We start from the raw sequence: 20049 nt of genomic DNA on the forward strand, positions 1-20049 counted from the left end.
CTATTGTCCGTCATTTCCCTTGACCAGCAGGCCCTGACATTGGGAAAGCGGCTCGAGGTATGGCCTGTAGAGGGCTTCATATATTTCGGCGTGCACGGCATCCTTAGAGTTCACGAGGCGGTCGAGAATGCGCTGCATCGCAACGAGGTAGCTTGTGGCGGCTGTGTCTTCGGACGGGCCTTCAGGCCGGGTTGAGTTCGGTGCCCAGGCCGCATCCACGAACAAGACGCGTGTCTTGCATCCGTTGCGCATCGACCGCCCGATCGTCTGGATGACGTCAATCATCACATCGGCGACGAAAGCCTCATTGAGATTGCCAAGCCTGCCGAACCTGACTGAGTGGCGCAAAAGTCTGCGAACGTCGGTCATCGTTTGGCGACGGATGGTTCGCAGCCGTTCCGCCAGTTCCCGCGGATCTACTTCCCGGCCGAACCTTTCGCGGTCGAACTCCATGGAGCTTCGGCCGACCATCCCGGCGACAAAGTCGAAACTCTCCTGTGCCGGATGCGGCCTCGTCAGGAAAGCGACAGTGCCGATGGCCGCCTTGTCCGCCAGGTCCGTTCCGGCATAAAGCGGCCCGCCGAAAACGATGTTCACGCCGCGTGAGAGTGCCTTCATCGGAAAGACGACGGCATCCCAATCATCTCTTTCACCGAGCTGTTCGACCTGGGCGGCGGTGACATAATCGCCCATGTTGCCTTCGGGGACTGCATTGACGACGGCAATCAGCCTGCGTCCGTTGCGTTCGGAAACGGACATCGCGTGATCTTTGACCAGCCGCACCTGTTCGTAGCCGTTGACGACGAATGCAACTTTGCGGCCCTTGGCGAACGAATCCGCCAGCAGGCTTTGCAACAGGCCGCCTTCCCTGACGAAGTGATTGGTCATCGCACGCATAATGCGTTCCCGGTCTTCGTAGGGCGCTCCGGAAAATCGGAGGGCCTTCTTTGGATTCTGCGGGTCTGGAACAGTTTTCAGGAGGTAGCGGCTCTCTTTCCATGCAGTGTCGCTGTCCGCCCGACGCAGGATATAGTCCGGGCCGACTGGCACGTGGAATGCGGGGCTGTCTGCAAGGAAGGATGTCGCACTGGTGAGCAGGACATTCGGCCCCCGCTTTATGCCATCATGCCGCAGCAATTCGTGCAAGCGGTAGAGGAGCATTCTTGGTGCTCCCTCGAATGTTACATAATGGAGCTGGAGGCTGTTGCGTCCCCTGCGCTGCTGGAAGAGGAAGCGAACCCCGGCAAGCCGTCCGATAATCGAATCCGGGACGAGGCGACCGAAATCCATGCTGATGCCGTCAACGAATATCGGGGAGCGGTGCACCCCTTCCGCCGCCATCACATGCTGTGCCGGCAGCAGGGAAAGGAATTGCATGACCACGCTGGAGACGTTGACCAGAAACGTGAACAGGGCCGCGGATTTGGCCATGCCGAGTTCGGGATTGGGAGAAACGAATGCCATCATGGCTTCCCGCGCCTGCTCGATGGCATCGGCTTTTTGGACGCTGGAGGGATAAGACAGCCAATCCTGCAGGAAATCGGCGATCTTGCGGAAGGCCTCTTGTACCTCCTCATCCGATTTCGATAGGGTGATTCCCGTGCGCCGGATGTCGAAATCCCTTTCTTCGCCGTCGGCGGTATCGAGTGTCCTGAACAGCACCTGCCTTATGCAGGCATCCCAGAATGCCATGATTGCCCCGACGCGTTCATCCTCGGCTGAACGTTCCGCATCGGTACCGCGGCTTTTGGCGGGGTCTCCGAAAAGATCGGCGACTACCCTGTTGCCTGTGACGAAGGCATCGTCGTAGCTGGCGAAGAATCGGTTGCCTGATGCCGCGCGATCGTTCTGCAGTAACCGGACCAGAAACCTGTTCAGGTCGATGAAACGGGTCGCCTTAGACGCGTAATCGGCGACATTCGTTCCTGTTCTGTCGTTCTCTCCAAGAGCGATCGGCTTCAGGAGATCGTCGAGTAGCCTGTTTTCATATGAGGACTTCGCCCCGGATATCGTGATCTCGCCGATGGCCCGGCCGTCGAGGACGGATTGGATACCGTCCACCTCGTCCGCAATAACAACATCCGAAGCCCGGGCAACGGCTTCTATATGGCGGATGTGCTCTTCAGCGAAATGCGGCGGCATCCTTGTGTCGAGCGACATTACATGGCCGAGCCAGACATGGCGCTCGGCAAGTTGCCGTGCCGCCTTCATACGTCCGCACCATGAGGAGACCGGGCAAAATGAGGTCGACTCCTTATCTCGAGGCGTTCCGTCGGCCTTCAGCTTTGCTTGGGAAATGCGCGTGCAAGGTGGATCGAGATGCGGAAATGGCTGCTCGTCGTCGTACCTGTCGTCGAATCCGGCCAGCGCGCAATTCACGGACATAAGGTCGGCGAACGGAACCGTGCGGCCGAAACCTCTGGCATTGTCCAGGGAACCGATGCGTTCGGCCAGCTTGCGGGCATGGTTGAGACGGGTGTCGGGAGATTGGCCCATCAGCAGGCCGACATCGACACCATAACCTGATAAATCCGCCATGAGATTGAAGCTGACTTCAATTGACGGAAGCAGAACGACGGTGCGGAGTTTCCGTTCGTACAGCCAGGCGACGATAAGAGTAACAAGCGTCGTCTTGCCTGTACCGGGCAGGCCGATCATGTGCTTGAGTCCGTCAAGGGTGATTGTATCGGCTGGCTCCAGTCGTGACCTGTTGGCCGCGGGGGTCAGAACCTCCACCTTTGCCGCCCCGTTGGCATCCAGAAGACGCCTCGACCATGCTTTGGATGTCCTGTTGGCATCGGCGGCATCAATGGCGTCGAAATGCTCTGCGATGGCCTGCAGATCGGCTAGCGGTATCAAAACGGGGCTGCGTTCGCGCGCGGAAATGTTGTGGTACGGGCGTTCCGGCAGGTGTTCCGCAGCTTCGGCGAGATCGACGGTAATGCGCCGCGCTCCTGCTTCGCGTGGGTCGACGCCCATCGGCCTCCCCTCGCTCGCGGGCAACATGCCATGCAATCGGATGGGAACGCCTCTCTCAAGGGCTTGTGCCCATTGTTCGATCCTGGGATCGTTTCCGGCCCTGCGCATGAAGGTGATGCGTCTCGAGCGGGGGTCGATTTTGTATGGCTGGTCGACATAGTTATCGTCTTCCTCCCGCCTCATTTCCTCCCAGGTAAGGAAGTCGTAGACAGCCTGGCGGAGCTCGTTCTCGGAGGTGTAGCTCACACCGAGCTGGCGCAGCGAGAAAGCGGCCCTTGCGAAAGACGACAGCGAGGGATGGTCTGTTATCGAAGAAAAGCCGGAGAGAAATCCGGGCGTATCCGCCAGATCGTTGGTTCCTATGAACTGTTCGACCGCGGCACAGAGCCACTGGACCGCAATGACGTTTGAGTAGCCTTCGGGACGCTCTCTCACGAAAACGCCTCCGCCACCTGGGAAACGGACTTGAACTCTATGCCGTCCTTATTCTTGGACACGGCCGAAGCCGTACGCAGGTAATCGCGGTCGGACTGTAACCAGAAATCCGGCACGGCCACGATCCGGCGTCGGAAGGAAAGCAAGCCGCCTATGCCCGCAGAGAAGCGTTTCCCGAGAACGGCAGCGCTCGAATAGGACTTTACATCGATCCCGATTTTCGTTCCGTCGATCCCGATGTCGGCGAGATCGCACATTGGATAAAGAACGACATCGGACCTCTTTTTCCGGAGTGCGTCATAAAGGGCGATCTCTGGCAGGCCTGGACCGACCCAGAAAGTCATGATGGCAGGGTTCGCAATGCGCCAGTCGTCGTGGACAGGAACGTCGTGCTCGTCGCCCACGGCAGTGTCAGGCCACGACATGCGGCATTCCCTGACGGCACAGCGCCCCAGTGGAAAAGTTGAGCGGTCGGCAGTGGCGAAAAGGGGAGCGTTGCAACGGGCGCACAGTCGCAATGTCTTGCCATGGAGTGCCGAAGCCGGCAGCGGAGAAAAGAACGACGGGATTTCCGAAGCAAGCTCGGGATTCTGGCTTGCGAAGGCCAGGACTTCCCTTCTTGTCCGGCAAGGTCCCCGGATTATGTTCTCGCGCACCGCTCGGTAAAGGCTGTCCGCATTCTTTCCGACTCTCGACAGGGCAGTTCTCAGCTTATCGTGAAAAACGTCTTCTACGATCGACCCCTCGTCTCCCATCTCTGCCAGATCGATACAGTCGGCGGTGGGTATGCCGTATCCCTCGTCCACAAGGATGGCATTACGTTCTTCGCATCGCGCGAAAGAAACCGGACCCCACTCCCGGATGGGTCGCGTCGCGAGTGTCGTGAAATCATTCACTTGGCTAGCGATGTCCGAAGGAAAACAGTCCCGCAGCGCTATTGCCGAGACAAGGGCCATTCCACGCCGCAGAGCGGAAGACATTCCCGGACCTTGAGATAAGACCTCACGGCTGGTCAGGGACGCACGGTGCGTTTCGACCAGTCCTCTCGCCGCCATGCGAACTGCGATGCTCGCTTGGTCCATATCCCCATTCGCCGAATCGATGACGCCACCCCCCTTTGTAGACTGGCGGTTAAACCCACCAAGTCAACACATCATCTGTGCGGACGAGGATGATCAACTGAAACGGCCCACAGAACCCGAAAGTAGACTAAAAAATGCACTGTATTCGAACGTTCACCCAAGCGCGTGCAGGTCTCTTCCGGTTGTTAGCCCCAGATTTCGGTTCTGCTCCGGACGAGCCAATCTGCTAGCGAACGGCAGCTATCAGCATCGCCACTCTTGAAAACATCCGATCCGCAATCGGCGCCATGGCTCATGCTGTTCGACGCCTGCTTTCGGCTAACGAGGGTTGTGGTCCGGGCCGGTGAGCTTCAATTCGCGGGTAGGACAGGCACGATTTCGCCGGTAGTCATATATACGATCGCGCCGCGTGGCGCCGACGCTGCCTCAAGGTAGCGCTGCAACTGCTGGACATACGCAGCGCGGTTCAGGCTTGTGTCGCGATCACTCTTCCAGTCCAGAACTTCCAGGACTTTGCCGTCCTCGATTGCGATCGCATCAACGCGTCCGGCGAGAAGATTGCCGACCCCTATCTCGCCCCAGATAGACAGTTCAGGCGCAAGGACAGGCAAGAGACGTTGCACATACGGCAGCCGATAGGTCTGCAGCGCGGTCGTCGCGAGTGCGCCTGGAGCAGGGAGCGCTCCCTCCGCGGGGTCGATGGCAACAAGCTCGTTGAGAAGACGTTCAGCGCGGGCGGCAACGTCATCCTGCGGTGAAAGTTCGCCCGTCAGAAGTTCCTCCATAAGCTTATGCAGAACCAGCCCGCGAGTCCTGCCGGCCCCAATGGGCTCGATGTATTCGAACGCGCCGCTCGGGTCGGCCGCCATAGTCGGCGCGAGGATTTCGGCACGATCCGCATCGTGGGCACTGGGATTGACCCAGCGCAGTACTGGTGAGGCTGCCTGAACGATTGCGGCTTGCCGTGCGAACGTATCTGCGTCCTGAGGTGACGCGGCCGCGTCGAAATTGGCGGTCGTGCGTGGCTCGAGTTGGTTGAACTTTAATTCCTCAAGCAGGTCGAATCTCAGGTTGAGCAGTTTCGACCACGCGCCTGGCTTGGCCGACGAAAGATTGGGAACGACCAACAGGTCGCGGGCGCGTGTGGAGGCGACATACCACATGCGTTGATTTTCCAGCGCCTGACGCTGCGCTTGCTCTTCGCGAGCACGCTTGAGCGCAGAGGAACAGACGCCGCCGATGATCCAGTGCAGCGTGTTGTCGGATTGACGATGAACGAAACGCTCGGAGGGTCTTGCACGCGTGCCCATGTTGATGGGGATCACCACCGGCCACTCAAGGCCTTTGGCGCTGTGAATGGTCACGATCTCGACCGCGTCCTTCGACGCGTCGATCCGGCCCTCCTGCCGCGAGGCGCGACGGTCCCAATCGAGCTGGAGATGACGGACGAAAGACCGGAGCCCCCGGACGTCAAATGGCCGCGCGAGTTCAACGATGCGATCAAGATTGGCGAGTGAGCGCGCGGCACGGTTGTTGCCGCTGCGCGCAGACAGTGCGACGCGCAGTTGAAGCTGCTCGATGGCCTCGGCCAACAAAATGCGCGGCGTCGTGACGTTCACCCGCGCGCGAAGTTTTTGCAGGATCTCGAGGATGGAACTGGCGATGCGATGGGACACCAGAGCGGGTGGTGTCGTGATGTCAAAGAGGCCCGTCAGTGAAGCGTCTGGTCCGGCCTGATGGACTTCTTCGGCGATGTCGAGCAACTCTTCGTCGTTGAGACCGACCATGGGCCCGCGCATGAAGGCACCGAAGGCAAGCCGGTCGCGCGAATCCGCCAACGTACGCAGCAGCGCCAGAACGTCCTGGGTCTCCTGCTGGAGCAACAGCGTCTTGCCGGCCTGCGATGCGACGGCAAGCCCGAGTGCCTCGAGTGCACGTTCGTAGCGCCATAGGTCAGTGCCGGTTGGAGCAAGCAGGGCAATGTCGCCCGCTTCAAGGAGGCGGCGCCTGCCATCGTGCTCGTCTTCGATCTCGATTGCGCCAACGAGTTTGGAACATATCCGCGCAATGTCGGCCGCCTCGACGTCGCGCTGCTCGGGCATGCCCGCCGTTCGACCGTCGCCAATGGTCACATGGGACGCGGAAGGCAGTCCATGGAAGGCGCCCTCGCGTGTGGCAGTGAGTGCGCCATAGCTCGGCTGACCGTCGGCATCAAGAACCGGTTGGAACGCGGCGTTCACGTAGTCAATGATGCCTGGCTGGCAGCGAAAGTTGGCCCCGATATGGACAACGCGATCGTCCCCCAGGCGTGCAATCGTCCGCTTCGCCTGATTGTAGCTGTCGATGTCGGCGCCACGAAAGGCATAGATGGATTGCTTGGGATCGCCGACCACAAACAGCGCCCCGTCGCGAAGGTCGGCATCCTGCCAGCGATCGGGCATGGCGCGCGCCGCGATCGAAAACAGGATGCTGGCCTGGATGGGATCGGTGTCCTGAAATTCATCGACCAAGATATGCGTAAAGCGTCGACCCACAGCCTCGCGCACGACATCGGTCTTGGTCACAAGGGCATGTGCGCGCAGCAGAAGGTCGTCGAAATCGAGGACAGCCGCGTCGCCCTTGCGCTCAACATAGAGGTCGGTGACGGGGTGCGAGGGCACGTGACATCTGATCGACCATGGCATCGCCGATCTGGCCGAGGAGCTCTGCGAATTGCGTTTCACAGTTGTGGGAATGCGTCTCGGCCTGCTGATCGAGTTCCGGTCCTTTGTCCTTGCCATAGGCTGATTTCCAATAGCCGAGATTGCGCTGCTTCTTAAAAGCGAACTCGTTCCATTTCATCGAAGCAGTACGCGGCGGGTCGGCAAGTTCCCATAGCCGAGCAAAGGTTGGCTGCGTCTCGAAGCAGTTCTCATAGAATGCGGCGAGGGTTTCGAACTCTCCAACCAGGGTCCCGGTGCGGCGTTCCTTGGGATAGTCCGCTTGCCAGCGTCTGAAAGCACGGACGCTCTCGACAAATTCGATATCCTTTCGCAGCGAGAAGTCGACCGAAACCGTGCCGGCCCCCGGATGCTCAAGCTTGAGCTTGGCCAGGTCGAAGCTATCCTTGACGACCTTCAAGGGCTCGAATCTGGAGAGGACCGCGACCGGATCCTCGCCCTCCCTTGTATGTAGGGAGAGACGCTCGAACAGCCATTTGGAGATGACGCTCTCGAACATCGCGTCTGCCGCAGGCCCATCCATCATTCTCGACCCGGGGTCGAGTCCCGTTTCGACGGCATAGGCCATGATAATCTGCTGGCAGAACGCGTGAATCGTGCACGCGGTTATCTCGTCGAAGGCATCGATTGCCGACCTGAGGACAGCCTTCCGTTCGTTGAGCAACTCAAGGGTCACAGCCCCGCGCAAGACCTTTGGGATTTCTCCTGCCAGCAGCTGGGTTGCGTATTCGCGAATGCGCAGCGACAGCTCGCTGGCGGCCAGTTCGGTAAACGTAATCGCGGCTATGCTGCGGGGCGGCGTACCGTGCAACATCAGCATGACGACGCGGCCGGCAATCAGCGACGTCTTGCCCGTGCCCGCGGCCGCTTCGACCAGCAATGTCCTGTCGAGTTCCGTGAGAACGCGACTGCGCTCGAGAGCATCGCTCAGCATCACCGCTCCCTCCAAAGGGGCGCGAGCTTGTGCTGCGCGGCGTTGAAACCTTCATCTTTGCGCCGCTGGTAGCGGTCGAGCGCCGCAGGCAGCGCGATCCTGAGTTGGTTGTAGCCTGCGAACGCATCTGGTCCGGGATAGGCGATCCCAGCTCTGAGCCCTTCGACCGCGATATCGATGAAGCGCAGCAGTGTCTCTTCCGCTTGCTCGAGCATGTCGCCTTCAAGACGCGCCGGAGGTTCCATGGTGTCGAGGTAGACGAGGCGGGAGATGATCGTGCTCGCCTCGGGGATGAGTTGTTTGATCGTGACGGCGTAGAGTGCGCGCTGAACTTCCGTTCCGCCGCCGAGGATGACGTTGCGCAGATCGCGCGGCGTCTTCCCGGTCTTGTAGTCGGACATCCGGACGCCACGGCGGTCGGGCTTCACGTCGACACGGTCAATGCGGCCCTTCAAGAGGATGCCGAAACGGCCGATCAGCACCTCTTGGTCTTCGCGCCAGGGATCGGAACGCTTTGCCTGCGATTCAGGCGTGCCGAACGGCACCTCGCTGAAGCTGTGGGTACCAGGACCGAAGCGGTCATCGACCGTGAGTCCGCGGCGGGCCCGTCGCCGTGCCTCTTCGATCGTGTCCAGCCAGAGCAACCTCGGCGGCACTGCCCGGGTCAGCGGCCAGTGCTCCGCGATGCTGTTGGCTGCTGCCTCAAGCGCGCTATCGATTTCTGCTGGCGTTGCGCTGACAAGGCTGGGCATGCGCTCGACCGCGAGGCGCAGCAATTCATGCACGAGCTCACCGAAGGTCACCGCATCGAGTTGCAGCGGCTGAACGGCCAGCTCAGGCGCGGTCATCCCCAACACTCTTAGCCAAACATAGCCCAAGGGATCCCGCAGCAGCCGCCGGAGCGAGGTAGCGGATTGCGGCAAGCTCAGCGCGCGCAGAACAGCCGGATGGTCTTTCCTGAACCCACCGTCATGTGGCGTTGTCTCCAGCGTGCGCGTCCAGTTCGTCCAGCAGGAAACGACGCTCTTCATGCGCGGCAAAGCGATCGCATCCTCGGCACGAGCCAGCAGACGATCACCCTCGCTGAACGCATGCTCCGGCGCTCTCGTCCGGGAAAGAGGACGCTCGGCAACTTGGCGCTGCAGCAACCCGCTCTTGGCGAGGAACGCGCCTTCGGCCGATCGCCTGCTGCGCGACAGCGTAACCTTCGAAGCAGGATGACCGGTCAGGATCTCGAAGGCCAACCTATCCCGCTCGAGCCGGGGCAGGTCAACCAACTCGCGCTCGTTGAGCACATGCTCGGGCAGGAGCGGGTCTGCGTTGTCGCCACGCGGCCAACTTCTGCTCGAAAGCCCAAGCAGACGCATGTGCTTGCGTGGCGCACCAACCAGGTCCGCCGCCCGCGCCCAGACCACATTGTTGGCAGGGTCGCTCTGATCCGCAATGCGCAACGACGTTAGGGTCATCTCCATTGCTGCCGCCGGCGCCAAACGAAGGGCCTCCTGCCAGAGCCCAAGGCTGCTGCCGCGCAGGAGCAACTTTCCGAGTTTGACCGCAGCTTTTGCGCCGTCCACAAGGCCATAAAGCACCGGCATAACGACCGTTGCGATCGGGGAACCATCGGTCCGGGAGAGCGTCTCCAGACTTCGCGCCCAATGCTCCGGCTCAAAGAGACCCGCCTCGGTGGGAATTCCTTTCATCCAGTCAGGCGGAAGCGCCTCCGACAGGTAAGGAGAGAGCAGGGAGAGACGGCGAATGCGATCCTGCGACAGGCCGTTGATCATCGCATCGGCGAGCGCCGCGCAGGTCTGGCCGGCGCGCGTGCTCAGGGCTGAAACGCCGCTGGCGAAATGGATCGGGAGATCCGCGTCCGCCGCGAGGACCAGCATGTGATCATCCCAAGTGCTCAAGTCAGCGCTAGCGATCGCGATGTCGGATGCTTGCGTCACGCCGTCGCTCAACAATTCGCGCGCCCAGCGAAGCGCTTCAACCACCTCCGCGCGGGGATCGGCGCAAACCTCACAGGTCAGATGTTCACGAGGCTGCAAGTTCGTCGCCAGGATCGTGCCAGGAAACCAGCTTTTGTCTTGCGTGCCTGGCGCTTCCCAGGTGATTTCGATGACCGAGGCAAGGGCTTTGACGAGCGGCCGCCAGAGCGGGTCGACGGAAATAAGACGGTGGAGATGAAGAGGGCCGACGACAGCGCGCGCATGAGCGACGCGCGCAAGCGCGCGATCGCGCAGATCCACAGGCAACAGCGCGCCGATTGGAAGATGCTCGCGTAGATAGGCTTCGATGCGACCAAGGTCGTTCAGCCGAGCGCTCGGATAGAGTGGATCGTCAAAGCCAATGTCGGCCGCCCACACACGCTCCAGACTCGAGAGGACCGCCCGTGCCATGCCAGGCCTTGTCTTGACCTTTTCGAGCTCTTCAAAAGTAATCTCTGCGAGTGCTCGAGCAACGATCGGCACAAGGGTTGGGTGATCGGCCAGTCGGCTGAAACCACCTGCGAGGCGCGCAGCGAGCAGCGGGACTGTGGCGACGTCGAGACCGTGGTCACCCGCTTGCGCGGCTGCGACACGCTGCATGCGAAAGGCTAAGGTGCCCTCGACGACGACGGTGTGACGTTCCATGGTGAAAAGGACATTTGTTGCGGCGCTGCAAGCCGGTAATCCGACGGTAGATTCGGACGTATCCTAGATCAGGGACCCCGAACTACAAGGCTGCCCTGTACAAAAGCAGTGAGAACCTTTTCAGATTGCGAGCGGTCGCAGGACCGTAGCAGCGATGCGGGAGTCTCCTCTAGCGTGGTCAGCGATATCAACCTTCGACATCGGGGAGGCGAGCAGAGGTGGCTTGATGATTTATTTTGGAGTGGCAGCTTAGTGGTAGTTCTGCTCGAATAGCGGACTGACAGCTTCCGGCCCCTTCCAGGCATTCACAATGCCGGCCGGTCGCCGAACTGACCCAGAGCTGTTGACGTCGAAAACACATAAGCCGCTAGATGTTCGCCTTTTGTGCTTCCAAAGTCGCATAAAAGGGCAGTGTGGAACACAGCGTTGTAAGGATGGCATAGAGAAGCAGTAGCCCCTTCTTTAGTCTCGCTACGGGAAAAATTCTGGAAAATGGGTCTGCTTGGCTGGACGCAGAACGTTGTGCTTATTCAGCCGGCATTTCTGAAGCTTCTCGAACACAAACAGCTTGCCTTCGCGCACGCCGTCTTCGAGCGGCTTCGCCTTCGCCAGATGCGCCGCAATCGCGCTGGCCAGCATGCAACCTGTCCCGCGCATCGATGTGGCAAGCCGCGGTGCATCGAAGCGGATTGGTTGTTGATCGGAACGCAACAGAATATCAGTCGACCGGGGTCCCGACGCATGCCCACCCTTGATCAGCAGGGCTTGAGGACCGGCGGCCAGCAATCTTTGTCCTTGTTGCAGCGCTCCGTGCTCATCCGATGCCAGTTCGGAGCCAATAAGGAGCGCCAGTTCAGGGAGGTTGGGCGTGACAATGCAGCAAAGCGGCATCAGATCGCGCTTCATGGCGGCGATAGCGCCTGCTTCTAGAAGTGGGCGGCCTGAAGTGGAGGCCAGCACAGGGTCGAGTACTGCCGGCACTTGCGGAAATTTGCGCAGCATTGCGGCAACGGCAACAATGATCTCGGCAGTCGCCAGCATGCCGATCTTGATTGTGGCCACGTCGTTGGCCTGCAGCGCGGCGCACATCTGATTGGCCACCAGGCTGGGAGGCGAATGATGGATTTCGATCACGGCGTCGTGCGTTTGCACCGTTAGCGCTGTGACGGCGAGACAGGTGCGCACGCCAATGGCAGAGATCGTCTCGATGTCGCGTGCTATTCCAGCACCCCCGCTGGAATCTGATCCGCCAACGACAAGCACATGCGGTTCTCGTCTCATCGCCATCGGTCCGTCTTTTCGATCCATTCTCGCGTGCGCGCTTCAGGGTCGGAGCTCAACGTGATGTCCGTGACCACTGCGGCGCTGTTGGCGCCGGCCTCAAAGACGCCGTCGAGGCGGTCGGGGTTGAGGCCGCCGATGGCGACCAATGGGATCGGCGCCACCCGCCGCTTCCACTCGCTGATCCGCTCTAGCCCTTGCGGTGCCCACTTCATTTTCTTCAAGATGGTGGGATAGATCGGACCGAGCGCGACATACTCGGGCTCGGCAAACATGGCCGTTTCCAGCTCGACATGATCATGCGTGCTCAATCCGAGCCTGACGCCGGCTGCCCGTATCCTCGAGAGGTCGGCCGTTTGCAAATCCTCCTGGCCGAGATGCACGAAATCGCAGCCTTCCTCGATTGCCAGGCGCCAATGATCATTGACGATGAGCTGGCTTTTGTGTTGGACACACAAGGCCTTCGACTTGCGGATCTCCGCGCGCAGCCCGGGTTCATCCATGGCTTTGATGCGAAGCTGAACCAGCTTGACGCCGAGCGGCGCCAACCTTTCGATCCAGGTGGCGCTGTCGACGATCAGGTAGAAGGGATCGAGCTTCATGAAAAAACCGCTCTGCCGAATGTCGGCGTCGACGGCACCGCGACCTCGCGCGGTTCGAGCATTCCGGAAAGAAAGGCTTCACGACCGGCTTCGACCGCCTTGCCGAATGCTCGCGCCATGCCCACCGGATCGGCCGCCTTGGCGACCGCCGTGTTCAGGAGCACGGCGTCAAAGCCCAGTTCCATGACGGTCGCCGCGTGCGACGGCCGTCCGAGCCCGGCATCCACGATCAGCGGGACGCCAGGGAAATGTCTGCGCATCGAGCGTAGCGCCATGATGTTGATCGGCCCGATGGCGGAACCGATTGGTGCGCACCACGGCATCAAGACCTTGCAGCCCGCCGCAAGCAGCCGCTCGGCGGCAACAAGGTCGTCGGTGGTATAGGGGAATACCGAAAAGCCGTCCTCGGAAAGAATGCGGGCGGCTTCAACCAGGCCGAACACGTCCGGTTGTAGAGTGTCGTGGTTGCCGATCACTTCGAGCTTGATCCAGCTCGTCCCAAACACTTCGCGCGCCATTTTCGCGGTTGTGACCGCTTCCTTGACGGAGTGGCAGCCTGCCGTGTTGGGAAGGACTCTCGTGCCAAGCGAGCGGATCAGCGACCAGAATTTTTCGCCGGCCCTACCGCCTGCCATCTCACGTCGCAAGGAGACGGTCACTACCGACGTGCCTGACGCCGTGATCGCATCGGCAAGGATGGCCGGCGAAGGATACTGAGCCGTGCCGAGAAGCAGGCGGGAGGGAAGTGTCGTCCCGAGAAGATCGAACATGCTAGCCTCCCTGCATGGGCGAGAGGATTTCGATCCGGTCACCGTCGCTCAATCGAAACTCCGCCCGGTTGGCCTTGTGCACGAGGTCGCTGTTGACGGCCGTTGCCAGCCAATCGCCCTCATAGTCGAGCGCGGCAAGTAGCTCCGCCAGCGTGGTGGCGGCAACCTCATGCGCTTCGCCGTTGACCATTAGTTTCATGGGCAAGCTCCTTGGTTCTGTTTTGACTGAAAACCAGGTCGGCAGCCTGGCGCGCCATGGCGGGGGCGAGGAGAAAGCCGTGACGATAGAGCCCGTTGATTGCTATGATCTCGCCGTTCGTTTCGACGCGCGGCAGGTTGTCGGGAAAGGCCGGACGGACGCCGACACCGGTTTCAACGATCTCGGCCTCGCTCAAGGCCGGATAGAGGGCATAGGCGGCACCCAGCAGCTCCATCATCGATCGCGCCGTGACCGGTCCTGTGGACTGGCTTTCGATCATCGTCGCGCCAACCATGAAACGGTGATCGGTACGCGGCACCACGTAGAGCGGAAAGCGCGGATGAAGCAGCCGGACCGGGCGTGACAGCGAAATGTCCGGCGTGCGCAGGATCAGCATCTCGCCGCGAACGCTGCGCAGCCCGTCGTCTTCTGCCGCCATCCCCGTGCAATCGATCTGACGATCGAAGCCGGAAACATGCCGGGCGTCGGTGCCGAAGTGGAATTCGACACCCATGGCTGCAAGCTTGTCATGAAGTGCCGCCATCGCCTGGCGCGGGTCGAGATGAGCCTCATCGGGGAAGAACAGTCCGCGCCGGAAGCGGCCGGCGAGATCGGGTTCCAAGAGTGCAATCTCGTCTTCATCGACACGCCGATGGCCGGACGTGCGGCTGGCGAACCGGTCAAGCTCGCCCGCATCCCGCGGTGCAGCAACAACCAGCGTTCCGGCCTGTGTCAACTGGCCGGACAGAACTGCATCCCACCAGCCGGCGGCATCGCGTCCGAGATCCAGCACTGGCTGCTCGGCGCTTTCACACTCGCACCATGGCGCCAGCATGCCGCCCGCGAACCACGATGCATTGCCGCCAAGGCCATGCCGGATCTCGGCGACTGTGACCGTCGCGCCGCGGGCGGTGAGTTCGAAGGCCGCGGTGAGGCCGGCAACGCCGGCCCCTTTGACCAGCACCCTCATGACGCTTCCGGCGCCTCTGGCATGACCCGTACGCCGGTCTCGTCTACCGGCAGGTAGAGATCGCCGCCATCGCGATATTTCGCCGCCATTGCCCCCATGCCCTCTTTCTGTGCCTCGGCGCGGATGTCGTGAGAAATACGCATGGAGCAGAATTTCGGCCCGCACATCGAGCAGAAATGTGCCATCTTGTGCGCCTGCTTGGGCAAGGTCTGGTCGTGGAAGGAGCGCGCGGTTTCGGGGTCGAGCGACAGGTTGAACTGGTCCTCCCAGCGGAACTCGAAGCGCGCGCGGGAAAGGGCATCATCCCTGACTTTCGCGGCCGGATGGCCCTTCGCCAGGTCGGCTGCATGGGCGGCGATCTTGTAGGTGATCACGCCAATCTTGACGTCGTTGCGATCGGGAAGGCCGAGATGCTCCTTCGGCGTGACGTAGCAGAGCATGGCGGTGCCAAACCAGCCGATCATGGCGGCGCCGATGCCCGAGGTGATGTGGTCATAGCCCGGGGCGATGTCGGTCGTCAGCGGTCCAAGCGTGTAGAAGGGCGCCTCGCCGCAGACGGCGAGCTGCTTTTCCATGTTCTCCTTGATCTTGTGCATCGGCACGTGGCCGGGGCCTTCGATCATTACCTGGCAATCCTTCGCCCAGGCGATCTGCGTCAGCTCGCCAAGCGTTTCCAGCTCGGCGAATTGTGCTGCGTCATTGGCGTCGGCGATCGAGCCGGGACGAAGACCGTCGCCGAGCGAAAAGGACACGTCATAGGCCCGGCAGATGTCGCAGATTTCGGCGAAGTGCTCGTAAAGGAAGCTTTCGCGGTGATGGTGCAGGCACCATTTGGCCATGATTGAGCCGCCGCGCGAGACAATGCCCGTGACCCGGTCGACGGTCAGCGGGATGTAATGCAGCCGCACACCGGCATGGATGGTGAAGTAGTCGACGCCTTGTTCGGCCTGCTCGATCAGCGTGTCTCGATAGACCTCCCAGCTCAGATCCTCGGCGATGCCGCCCACCTTCTCCAGCGCCTGGTAGAGCGGCACCGTGCCGATCGGCACCGGCGCATTGCGCACGATCCAGTCGCGGATGTTGTGGATGTTGCGGCCGGTCGACAGGTCCATCACCGTATCGGCGCCCCAGCGGATCGCCCAGACCATCTTTTCGACCTCTTCGGCCATCGAGGAGGTGACCGCCGAGTTACCGATATTGGCGTTGATCTTCACCAGGAAATTGCGGCCGATTATCATCGGTTCGCTCTCGGGATGATTGATGTTGGCGGGAATGATCGCGCGTCCGCGTGCCACCTCATCGCGCACGAACTCCGGCGTGACGAAATCGGGGATGGCCGCGCCTAAGGCTTCGCCGTCGCGCTGCAGCTTGCCGCGCGACATCTGACGGCCGAGGTTCTCGCGGATGGCGACGAACTCCATTTCGGGGGTGATGATGCCGGCGCGCGCATAGGCAAGTTGGGTCACCGCCTTGCCTGCCTTGGCCCTGAGTGGCCGGCTGCGAATGGGAAATTCCGGCGTCAGGCGCTCACCGGTCACAAATCCGTTGTCCTCCGGCCGCACGTGGCGGCCGTCATAGGCCTCGACATCGCCGCGCGCGGTGATCCATTCGTGGCGAAGCCGGGCAAGACCGTTTTCAATGCTGGTTTCGACAGCCGGGTCGGTATAGGGGCCGGACGGATCGTAGACGGTGACGGGCGGCTCGCCCGCTGTCGGATGGACGGAGATTTCGCGCACCGGCACCTTGATCTGCGGGTGGAGGATGCCGGATTTGTGGATCTTGCGTGAGGCGGGCAGCGGTCCCGTCGACACGGCTGGGGTGAGGGCATTCATCTTGAGGCTCCTTTGCTCATGCATTGGAGACCCAGTTCTGTGCCGGAAGGATGAAAAGACGCTTCTGTCGACCTGCCGAAACAGGACCTCGGGCATAAATTCCCGCAAAGCGCTTGCACCGTCCCTACGCCAGTATGAACTGGATCAGGTTCAACGGGTCACTGCGCCGCGAAAGCAAGCAGTATCTCAGCCCCTTGCCGGGACTCCCCTGGTGAATGCGTCAGGTTGGACGGGCCGACGCTATCTTGTCAAGCGCATTCGGGCGCCTTCGGCCGGTGGCGATGACCGGCGGCCTGTCAAAACCGGGCGGAGAGCTCGCGCATGCATCGGGGACAAGTCACGCCCCGGAGACCAGGGCTGGAATGGCCAAAGCCTCTTTCGCTTCGTGAAGGATGGAGAAACTGTATCGGCCATGTGCGTCGGATCGACCGAGTAGCTCAGGCGGTCACGGATGTGGTTATCCTGGTCGAAGGTGACGATTCGCGGCTTCAGCGAGGTGATTTGCACCTCGTCCAGGTAGATGGAGTTGCAGATAATGATCTGGTCGTCGGGCTGGCAGGTGCGGGCGGCCGCTCGATTCAGGATGCAGCATCGGCGGCGTTCCCGATACCAATGACATCTTGCGGGCAACTTATGCAATCACCGGCTTCGTAAAACCCGACGGCGGCGGCCGTGTCCTGGCGCTGAGGATGTGCCGCTGTTCCAGCAGAGAAATCGCGTGGGCCGCGGAGTTTTCGCTCTGCGAGGAAGAGTTGACGCAATCGTTTAGCTTGCTTGCAGATCGTACGACCGCCTTTGAAAGCAACTAAGCTATTGCATTGACATGTTGGTGCGGCGATCGATCGCTACATATCCGGCCGCCATTATCCGAGTATTGATCCGCCTGCTGTTGGCGTTGCCGTACATGGCAATCCCTGCGGGGTCGTTGGCGGCCGGGTCGGCCGTGCCCTCCAGTCTGAATTCCCCTGCCGAAAACTTCCCTGGCTTGGCTATGCATGCGGTAGATGAGATCGCCGCCTACCGCGACCTGGTCGAGGAAGGCATCGACGCGAAGAATATCGCCGCCCAGTTCGGACAGTCTGGTTATCGCCATGCGTCAGCGGCTCAGACTTGCGGTCTCGAGAGCGGCCTTGCGGGTCACCTCCCTTATGATTCAGATGTTGGAAGACGGCTTCTCGTTACCCAATAGAAATGGCGACTACGGAACGCGATCGCGGCCATCAGGAAACACCTGTCTTCGGCTCAACCTCGACATGGCGTCCGATCGACCGCAGATATACAGCTATCTCGTCCATGAGATGATCGCGTTGGCCGTAGATTTCAGCAATCCTACGCAGCTGTGGCTCGACGGCCCTCCGTTGCGCCGGCGTCAAATCAGCATCGCCAAAGACGTATCCCAAGTTGCCAATCGCGCAAATGTTGCAGCCGGCGTCCACAACTGCTTGCACGAATGCGGGAATGTCTTTTTCTTGCATGGTCTTCATGTCGAATCTCTCGTGAATGGCGTGCTCGCGCCCCCATGCTGCCTTTTCAGCGTGTCCTCTGGGCGGCGCAAGCCTTGAGCGTGATTGTGCCCGGGCAACCTCGACTATCCCGTCTGCCACGCTCTTTAGAGTCGGTGGGGTCTGGTGATCGCAGGCTGGGCCACTCAAAAGCCTGCAAGAAGAAAGTCATGGCGACCATTGCTCAAGATCGCAAGGGTGCGTGCAAGACCTTCCGTTGGCAGTCATGCACGCCCACTCAGAGAGAGTCCGGCCGCGGAAATTCTCCCTTATTCGTAAGAAAGCTCATTGAGCAACTGGGCATTGAGCAACTGGGTCTCACGTCGCGGGTCTCGTGTGCTTCACAGCCGAAAATAGGGTACCGCCGTGGCAATTCTCGAAAAGTGCAGGTTACCTCGTTCAGGACACGGCGGATTGCCTTCCGACGGCACCCTTGCTGCAACGTGCGACCTAACGAGACATATCTCGTTCGCGTTCCCTCGACCTGTCTTCGTATTGCTGCTTGCCCTGCGATTTCAGGCCCTCTGCTAGCTCCTCGGCCGCTCTTTGGCCTGCAATGTCACTATTCAAGATCATGTCCGGCATCCCTGGATGGTCATAACCGTAACGCGCATGCAGTTTCCTCAAGCGCAGCGCGTATCTGTCGATTAGTTTCGTCGTCCGGAACCCGAAGCCCTTATCCGGCCTGGTGTATCCATCATTCAACCGGTATACCGTTCCAAACTTTGGCGGACCATTTACCTCAGGCATGATCATCTCTCGTGACATTGTTTTTTGGCGGCGCCATCATCGCACGTGGCATTTTCTAAAAATCAAGACGTGTTAATTTGTAAAATCAGGGATGTGGCCGCGCCCGCTGCGAGGATTTGCAGGTAGCTCTTCAGCCCCAACACGATGTGTGAGGCGGCGATGGAAAAAGGCAACCGACTTTTAATTGGCGGTACTTACTTCGGAAGCGCTGCAATCGATCCTGAGGATACTATTGATCGCGAGCGCCTAATGCGTCCGCCGTTGGATCCAGGTGACCTCGCCGCTCGCTCCGCGTTCGGCGCCGGTCGCAGAAAGGTAATCGCGCAATTGCTGCACATGCGCCTCGCGGACCGTAGGCGTGGGATTCACGTCCGATTTCCAATTGATCGTGGCGTCGACCCGTCCTTTCATGATCGCGAAGGCATTGGCCCGTCCGGCGATATGCTTCGTCGCGAGCTCAGATTGCGATCTCGGGCACAAGGCGAGATCACAGTTCTGCGATCTGTGGTAACGCGAGCCCGCGAAGCGCCGCTGCGGCCTCTCTTTGGAATCTGGCCGAGATTCGTCGTCGTCTGAGATCAGTTGATCGAGCAGTTCGCGCGCGCGGGACGCGCTTGCGTCTAGTCTCTCCCGCGAGCTCGCCCGTGAGAAGCTCCTCCATCAGCTTGTGAAGGATGACGCTCCGACGCGCTCCGGCACCGACCACCTCCGGATGCTCAACGTGGCTCTCTGACGTCACGACAACATCGAGAGGGTCGCCCAGCCGATCAGCGTCGTGCTAACTGGGCCGGCGCCAGACGACCGGTGGGGCACTTTCCTCAATGCACCGCTGTTCGGCGGCAAACATGTCGGAAGACTGCTCGTTAGGCCGGGAGGCCAGCGGCTGCGTTTCCCGACGCGCAAAGGACGAAGCTCCAGCTCGGGAATTTCATACTGACGCAGATCGATAGAGCTGAACCAGGAGTCTTTTGACGCCTGAGGGTGTGGGGGACAATCAGAATATCTCGCACCCGTATGCAGGCCACATACCAGGTACGCTCACGCTGATTGGCATCTCGCCGGTTCACCGCCATTGCCTCAAGATGGCGGCCCCGCGACACGCTGTGTGGGGTTTGTCAGGTCCGCGCCACAGGCTTGGTAAGCCGATGTGTTGTTTGCCGTCGGCTAAAGAGCTGAACAGCAAGCATAAACTTCTGTCGCCGGCTCGATCCGTCAGATTGGAACGAGATTTGCACCCTTGAGGGTGAGACGACGGCAGCAGCCGACCGGCTCTCCTGTCGCGGACCCCGCGATCGACATAACCAAGGAAGGAGCCCAGCATAGCACAGGCACCGCCAGCCGAGAACTCCCCGATGGCCGG

12 protein-coding genes, 1 pseudogene and 1 riboswitch are annotated in these 20049 nt (G+C 60.7%); all 13 genes and pseudogenes read right to left on the reverse strand.

All coding sequences use genetic code 11. The annotated features are described in order from the left end of the window. Positions 1–3414 (reverse strand): hypothetical protein, encoded by a 3414-nt coding sequence (locus EJ075_RS15550; protein ID WP_126104936.1) that lies wholly within the window; start codon positions 3412–3414, stop codon positions 1–3. After that, positions 3411–4496 (reverse strand): hypothetical protein, encoded by a 1086-nt coding sequence (locus EJ075_RS15555; protein ID WP_164547112.1) that lies wholly within the window; start codon positions 4494–4496, stop codon positions 3411–3413. Before EJ075_RS15555 ends, EJ075_RS15550 begins: the two co-directional genes overlap by 4 nt. A gap of 350 nt (positions 4497–4846) precedes the next feature. After that, positions 4847–7156: a UvrD-helicase domain-containing protein gene (locus tag EJ075_RS15560; protein ID WP_164547113.1), complete on the reverse strand. Its 2310-nt coding sequence runs from the start codon at positions 7154–7156 to the stop codon at positions 4847–4849. Continuing rightward, positions 7122–8150, reverse strand: coding sequence for a UvrD-helicase domain-containing protein (locus tag EJ075_RS15565; protein WP_126104939.1), 1029 nt, complete (start codon positions 8148–8150; stop codon positions 7122–7124). The genes EJ075_RS15560 and EJ075_RS15565 overlap by 35 nt, the downstream gene beginning before the upstream one ends. Further along, positions 8150–10783: a PD-(D/E)XK nuclease family protein gene (locus EJ075_RS15570; RefSeq protein ID WP_126104940.1), complete on the reverse strand. Its 2634-nt coding sequence runs from the start codon at positions 10781–10783 to the stop codon at positions 8150–8152. The genes EJ075_RS15565 and EJ075_RS15570 overlap by 1 nt, the downstream gene beginning before the upstream one ends. Before the next feature lie 471 nt (positions 10784–11254). Then, complete coding sequence (locus EJ075_RS15575) at positions 11255–12070, reverse strand: hydroxymethylpyrimidine/phosphomethylpyrimidine kinase (RefSeq protein ID WP_126104941.1); 816 nt, start codon at positions 12068–12070, stop codon at positions 11255–11257. After that, on the reverse strand, positions 12061–12666 hold the full coding sequence (locus tag EJ075_RS15580) for a thiamine phosphate synthase (protein WP_126104942.1): 606 nt from the start codon (positions 12664–12666) through the stop codon (positions 12061–12063). Before EJ075_RS15580 ends, EJ075_RS15575 begins: the two co-directional genes overlap by 10 nt. After that, positions 12663–13436 carry a thiazole synthase gene (locus EJ075_RS15585; RefSeq protein ID WP_126104943.1) on the reverse strand — a complete coding sequence of 258 codons (774 nt, stop codon included), beginning with the start codon at positions 13434–13436 and terminating at the stop codon, positions 12663–12665. Before EJ075_RS15585 ends, EJ075_RS15580 begins: the two co-directional genes overlap by 4 nt. 1 nt (position 13437) lies before the next feature. Next, positions 13438–13635: a sulfur carrier protein ThiS gene (gene thiS / locus EJ075_RS15590; protein WP_126104944.1), complete on the reverse strand. Its 198-nt coding sequence runs from the start codon at positions 13633–13635 to the stop codon at positions 13438–13440. Next, on the reverse strand, positions 13604–14605 hold the full coding sequence (gene thiO / locus EJ075_RS15595; RefSeq protein ID WP_126104945.1) for a glycine oxidase ThiO: 1002 nt from the start codon (positions 14603–14605) through the stop codon (positions 13604–13606). The genes thiS and thiO overlap by 32 nt, the downstream gene beginning before the upstream one ends. Further along, positions 14602–16437: a phosphomethylpyrimidine synthase ThiC gene (gene thiC / locus EJ075_RS15600; protein WP_126104946.1), complete on the reverse strand. Its 1836-nt coding sequence runs from the start codon at positions 16435–16437 to the stop codon at positions 14602–14604. Before thiC ends, thiO begins: the two co-directional genes overlap by 4 nt. Positions 16438–16540: 103 nt before the next feature. Beyond that, positions 16541–16657: riboswitch (TPP riboswitch) on the reverse strand. A 117-nt stretch (positions 16658–16774) separates the two neighbouring features. Next, positions 16775–17031: pseudogene (locus EJ075_RS15605) on the reverse strand (aspartate 1-decarboxylase); the annotation flags it as partial. A gap of 626 nt (positions 17032–17657) precedes the next feature. Further along, on the reverse strand, positions 17658–17921 hold the full coding sequence (locus tag EJ075_RS15610; RefSeq protein ID WP_126104947.1) for a hypothetical protein: 264 nt from the start codon (positions 17919–17921) through the stop codon (positions 17658–17660). Between the last annotated feature and the right edge of the window lie 2128 nt (positions 17922–20049).

Origin of the sequence: Mesorhizobium sp. M6A.T.Cr.TU.016.01.1.1 (genome assembly GCF_003952585.1) — a bacterium.
GTDB classification, from domain to species: Bacteria; Pseudomonadota; Alphaproteobacteria; order Rhizobiales; family Rhizobiaceae; genus Mesorhizobium; species Mesorhizobium mediterraneum.

What these genes read in the sequence shown, in the direction of transcription:
- EJ075_RS15565 (WP_126104939.1), bottom strand. Translation starts at nt 8,150, where the DNA reads ATGCTGAGCGATGCTCTCGAGCGCAGTCGCGTTCTCACGGAACTCGAC.
- EJ075_RS15570 (WP_126104940.1), bottom strand. Translation starts at nt 10,783, where the DNA reads ATGGAACGTCACACCGTCGTCGTCGAGGGCACCTTAGCCTTTCGCATG.
- EJ075_RS15585 (WP_126104943.1), bottom strand. Translation starts at nt 13,436, where the DNA reads ATGTTCGATCTTCTCGGGACGACACTTCCCTCCCGCCTGCTTCTCGGC.
- thiS (WP_126104944.1), bottom strand. Translation starts at nt 13,635, where the DNA reads ATGAAACTAATGGTCAACGGCGAAGCGCATGAGGTTGCCGCCACCACG.
- thiC (WP_126104946.1), bottom strand. Translation starts at nt 16,437, where the DNA reads ATGAATGCCCTCACCCCAGCCGTGTCGACGGGACCGCTGCCCGCCTCA.
- EJ075_RS15575 (WP_126104941.1), bottom strand. Translation starts at nt 12,070, where the DNA reads ATGGCGATGAGACGAGAACCGCATGTGCTTGTCGTTGGCGGATCAGAT.
- EJ075_RS15610 (WP_126104947.1), bottom strand. Translation starts at nt 17,921, where the DNA reads ATGAAGACCATGCAAGAAAAAGACATTCCCGCATTCGTGCAAGCAGTT.
- EJ075_RS15580 (WP_126104942.1), bottom strand. Translation starts at nt 12,666, where the DNA reads ATGAAGCTCGATCCCTTCTACCTGATCGTCGACAGCGCCACCTGGATC.
- thiO (WP_126104945.1), bottom strand. Translation starts at nt 14,605, where the DNA reads ATGAGGGTGCTGGTCAAAGGGGCCGGCGTTGCCGGCCTCACCGCGGCC.
- EJ075_RS15555 (WP_164547112.1), bottom strand. Translation starts at nt 4,496, where the DNA reads ATGGACCAAGCGAGCATCGCAGTTCGCATGGCGGCGAGAGGACTGGTC.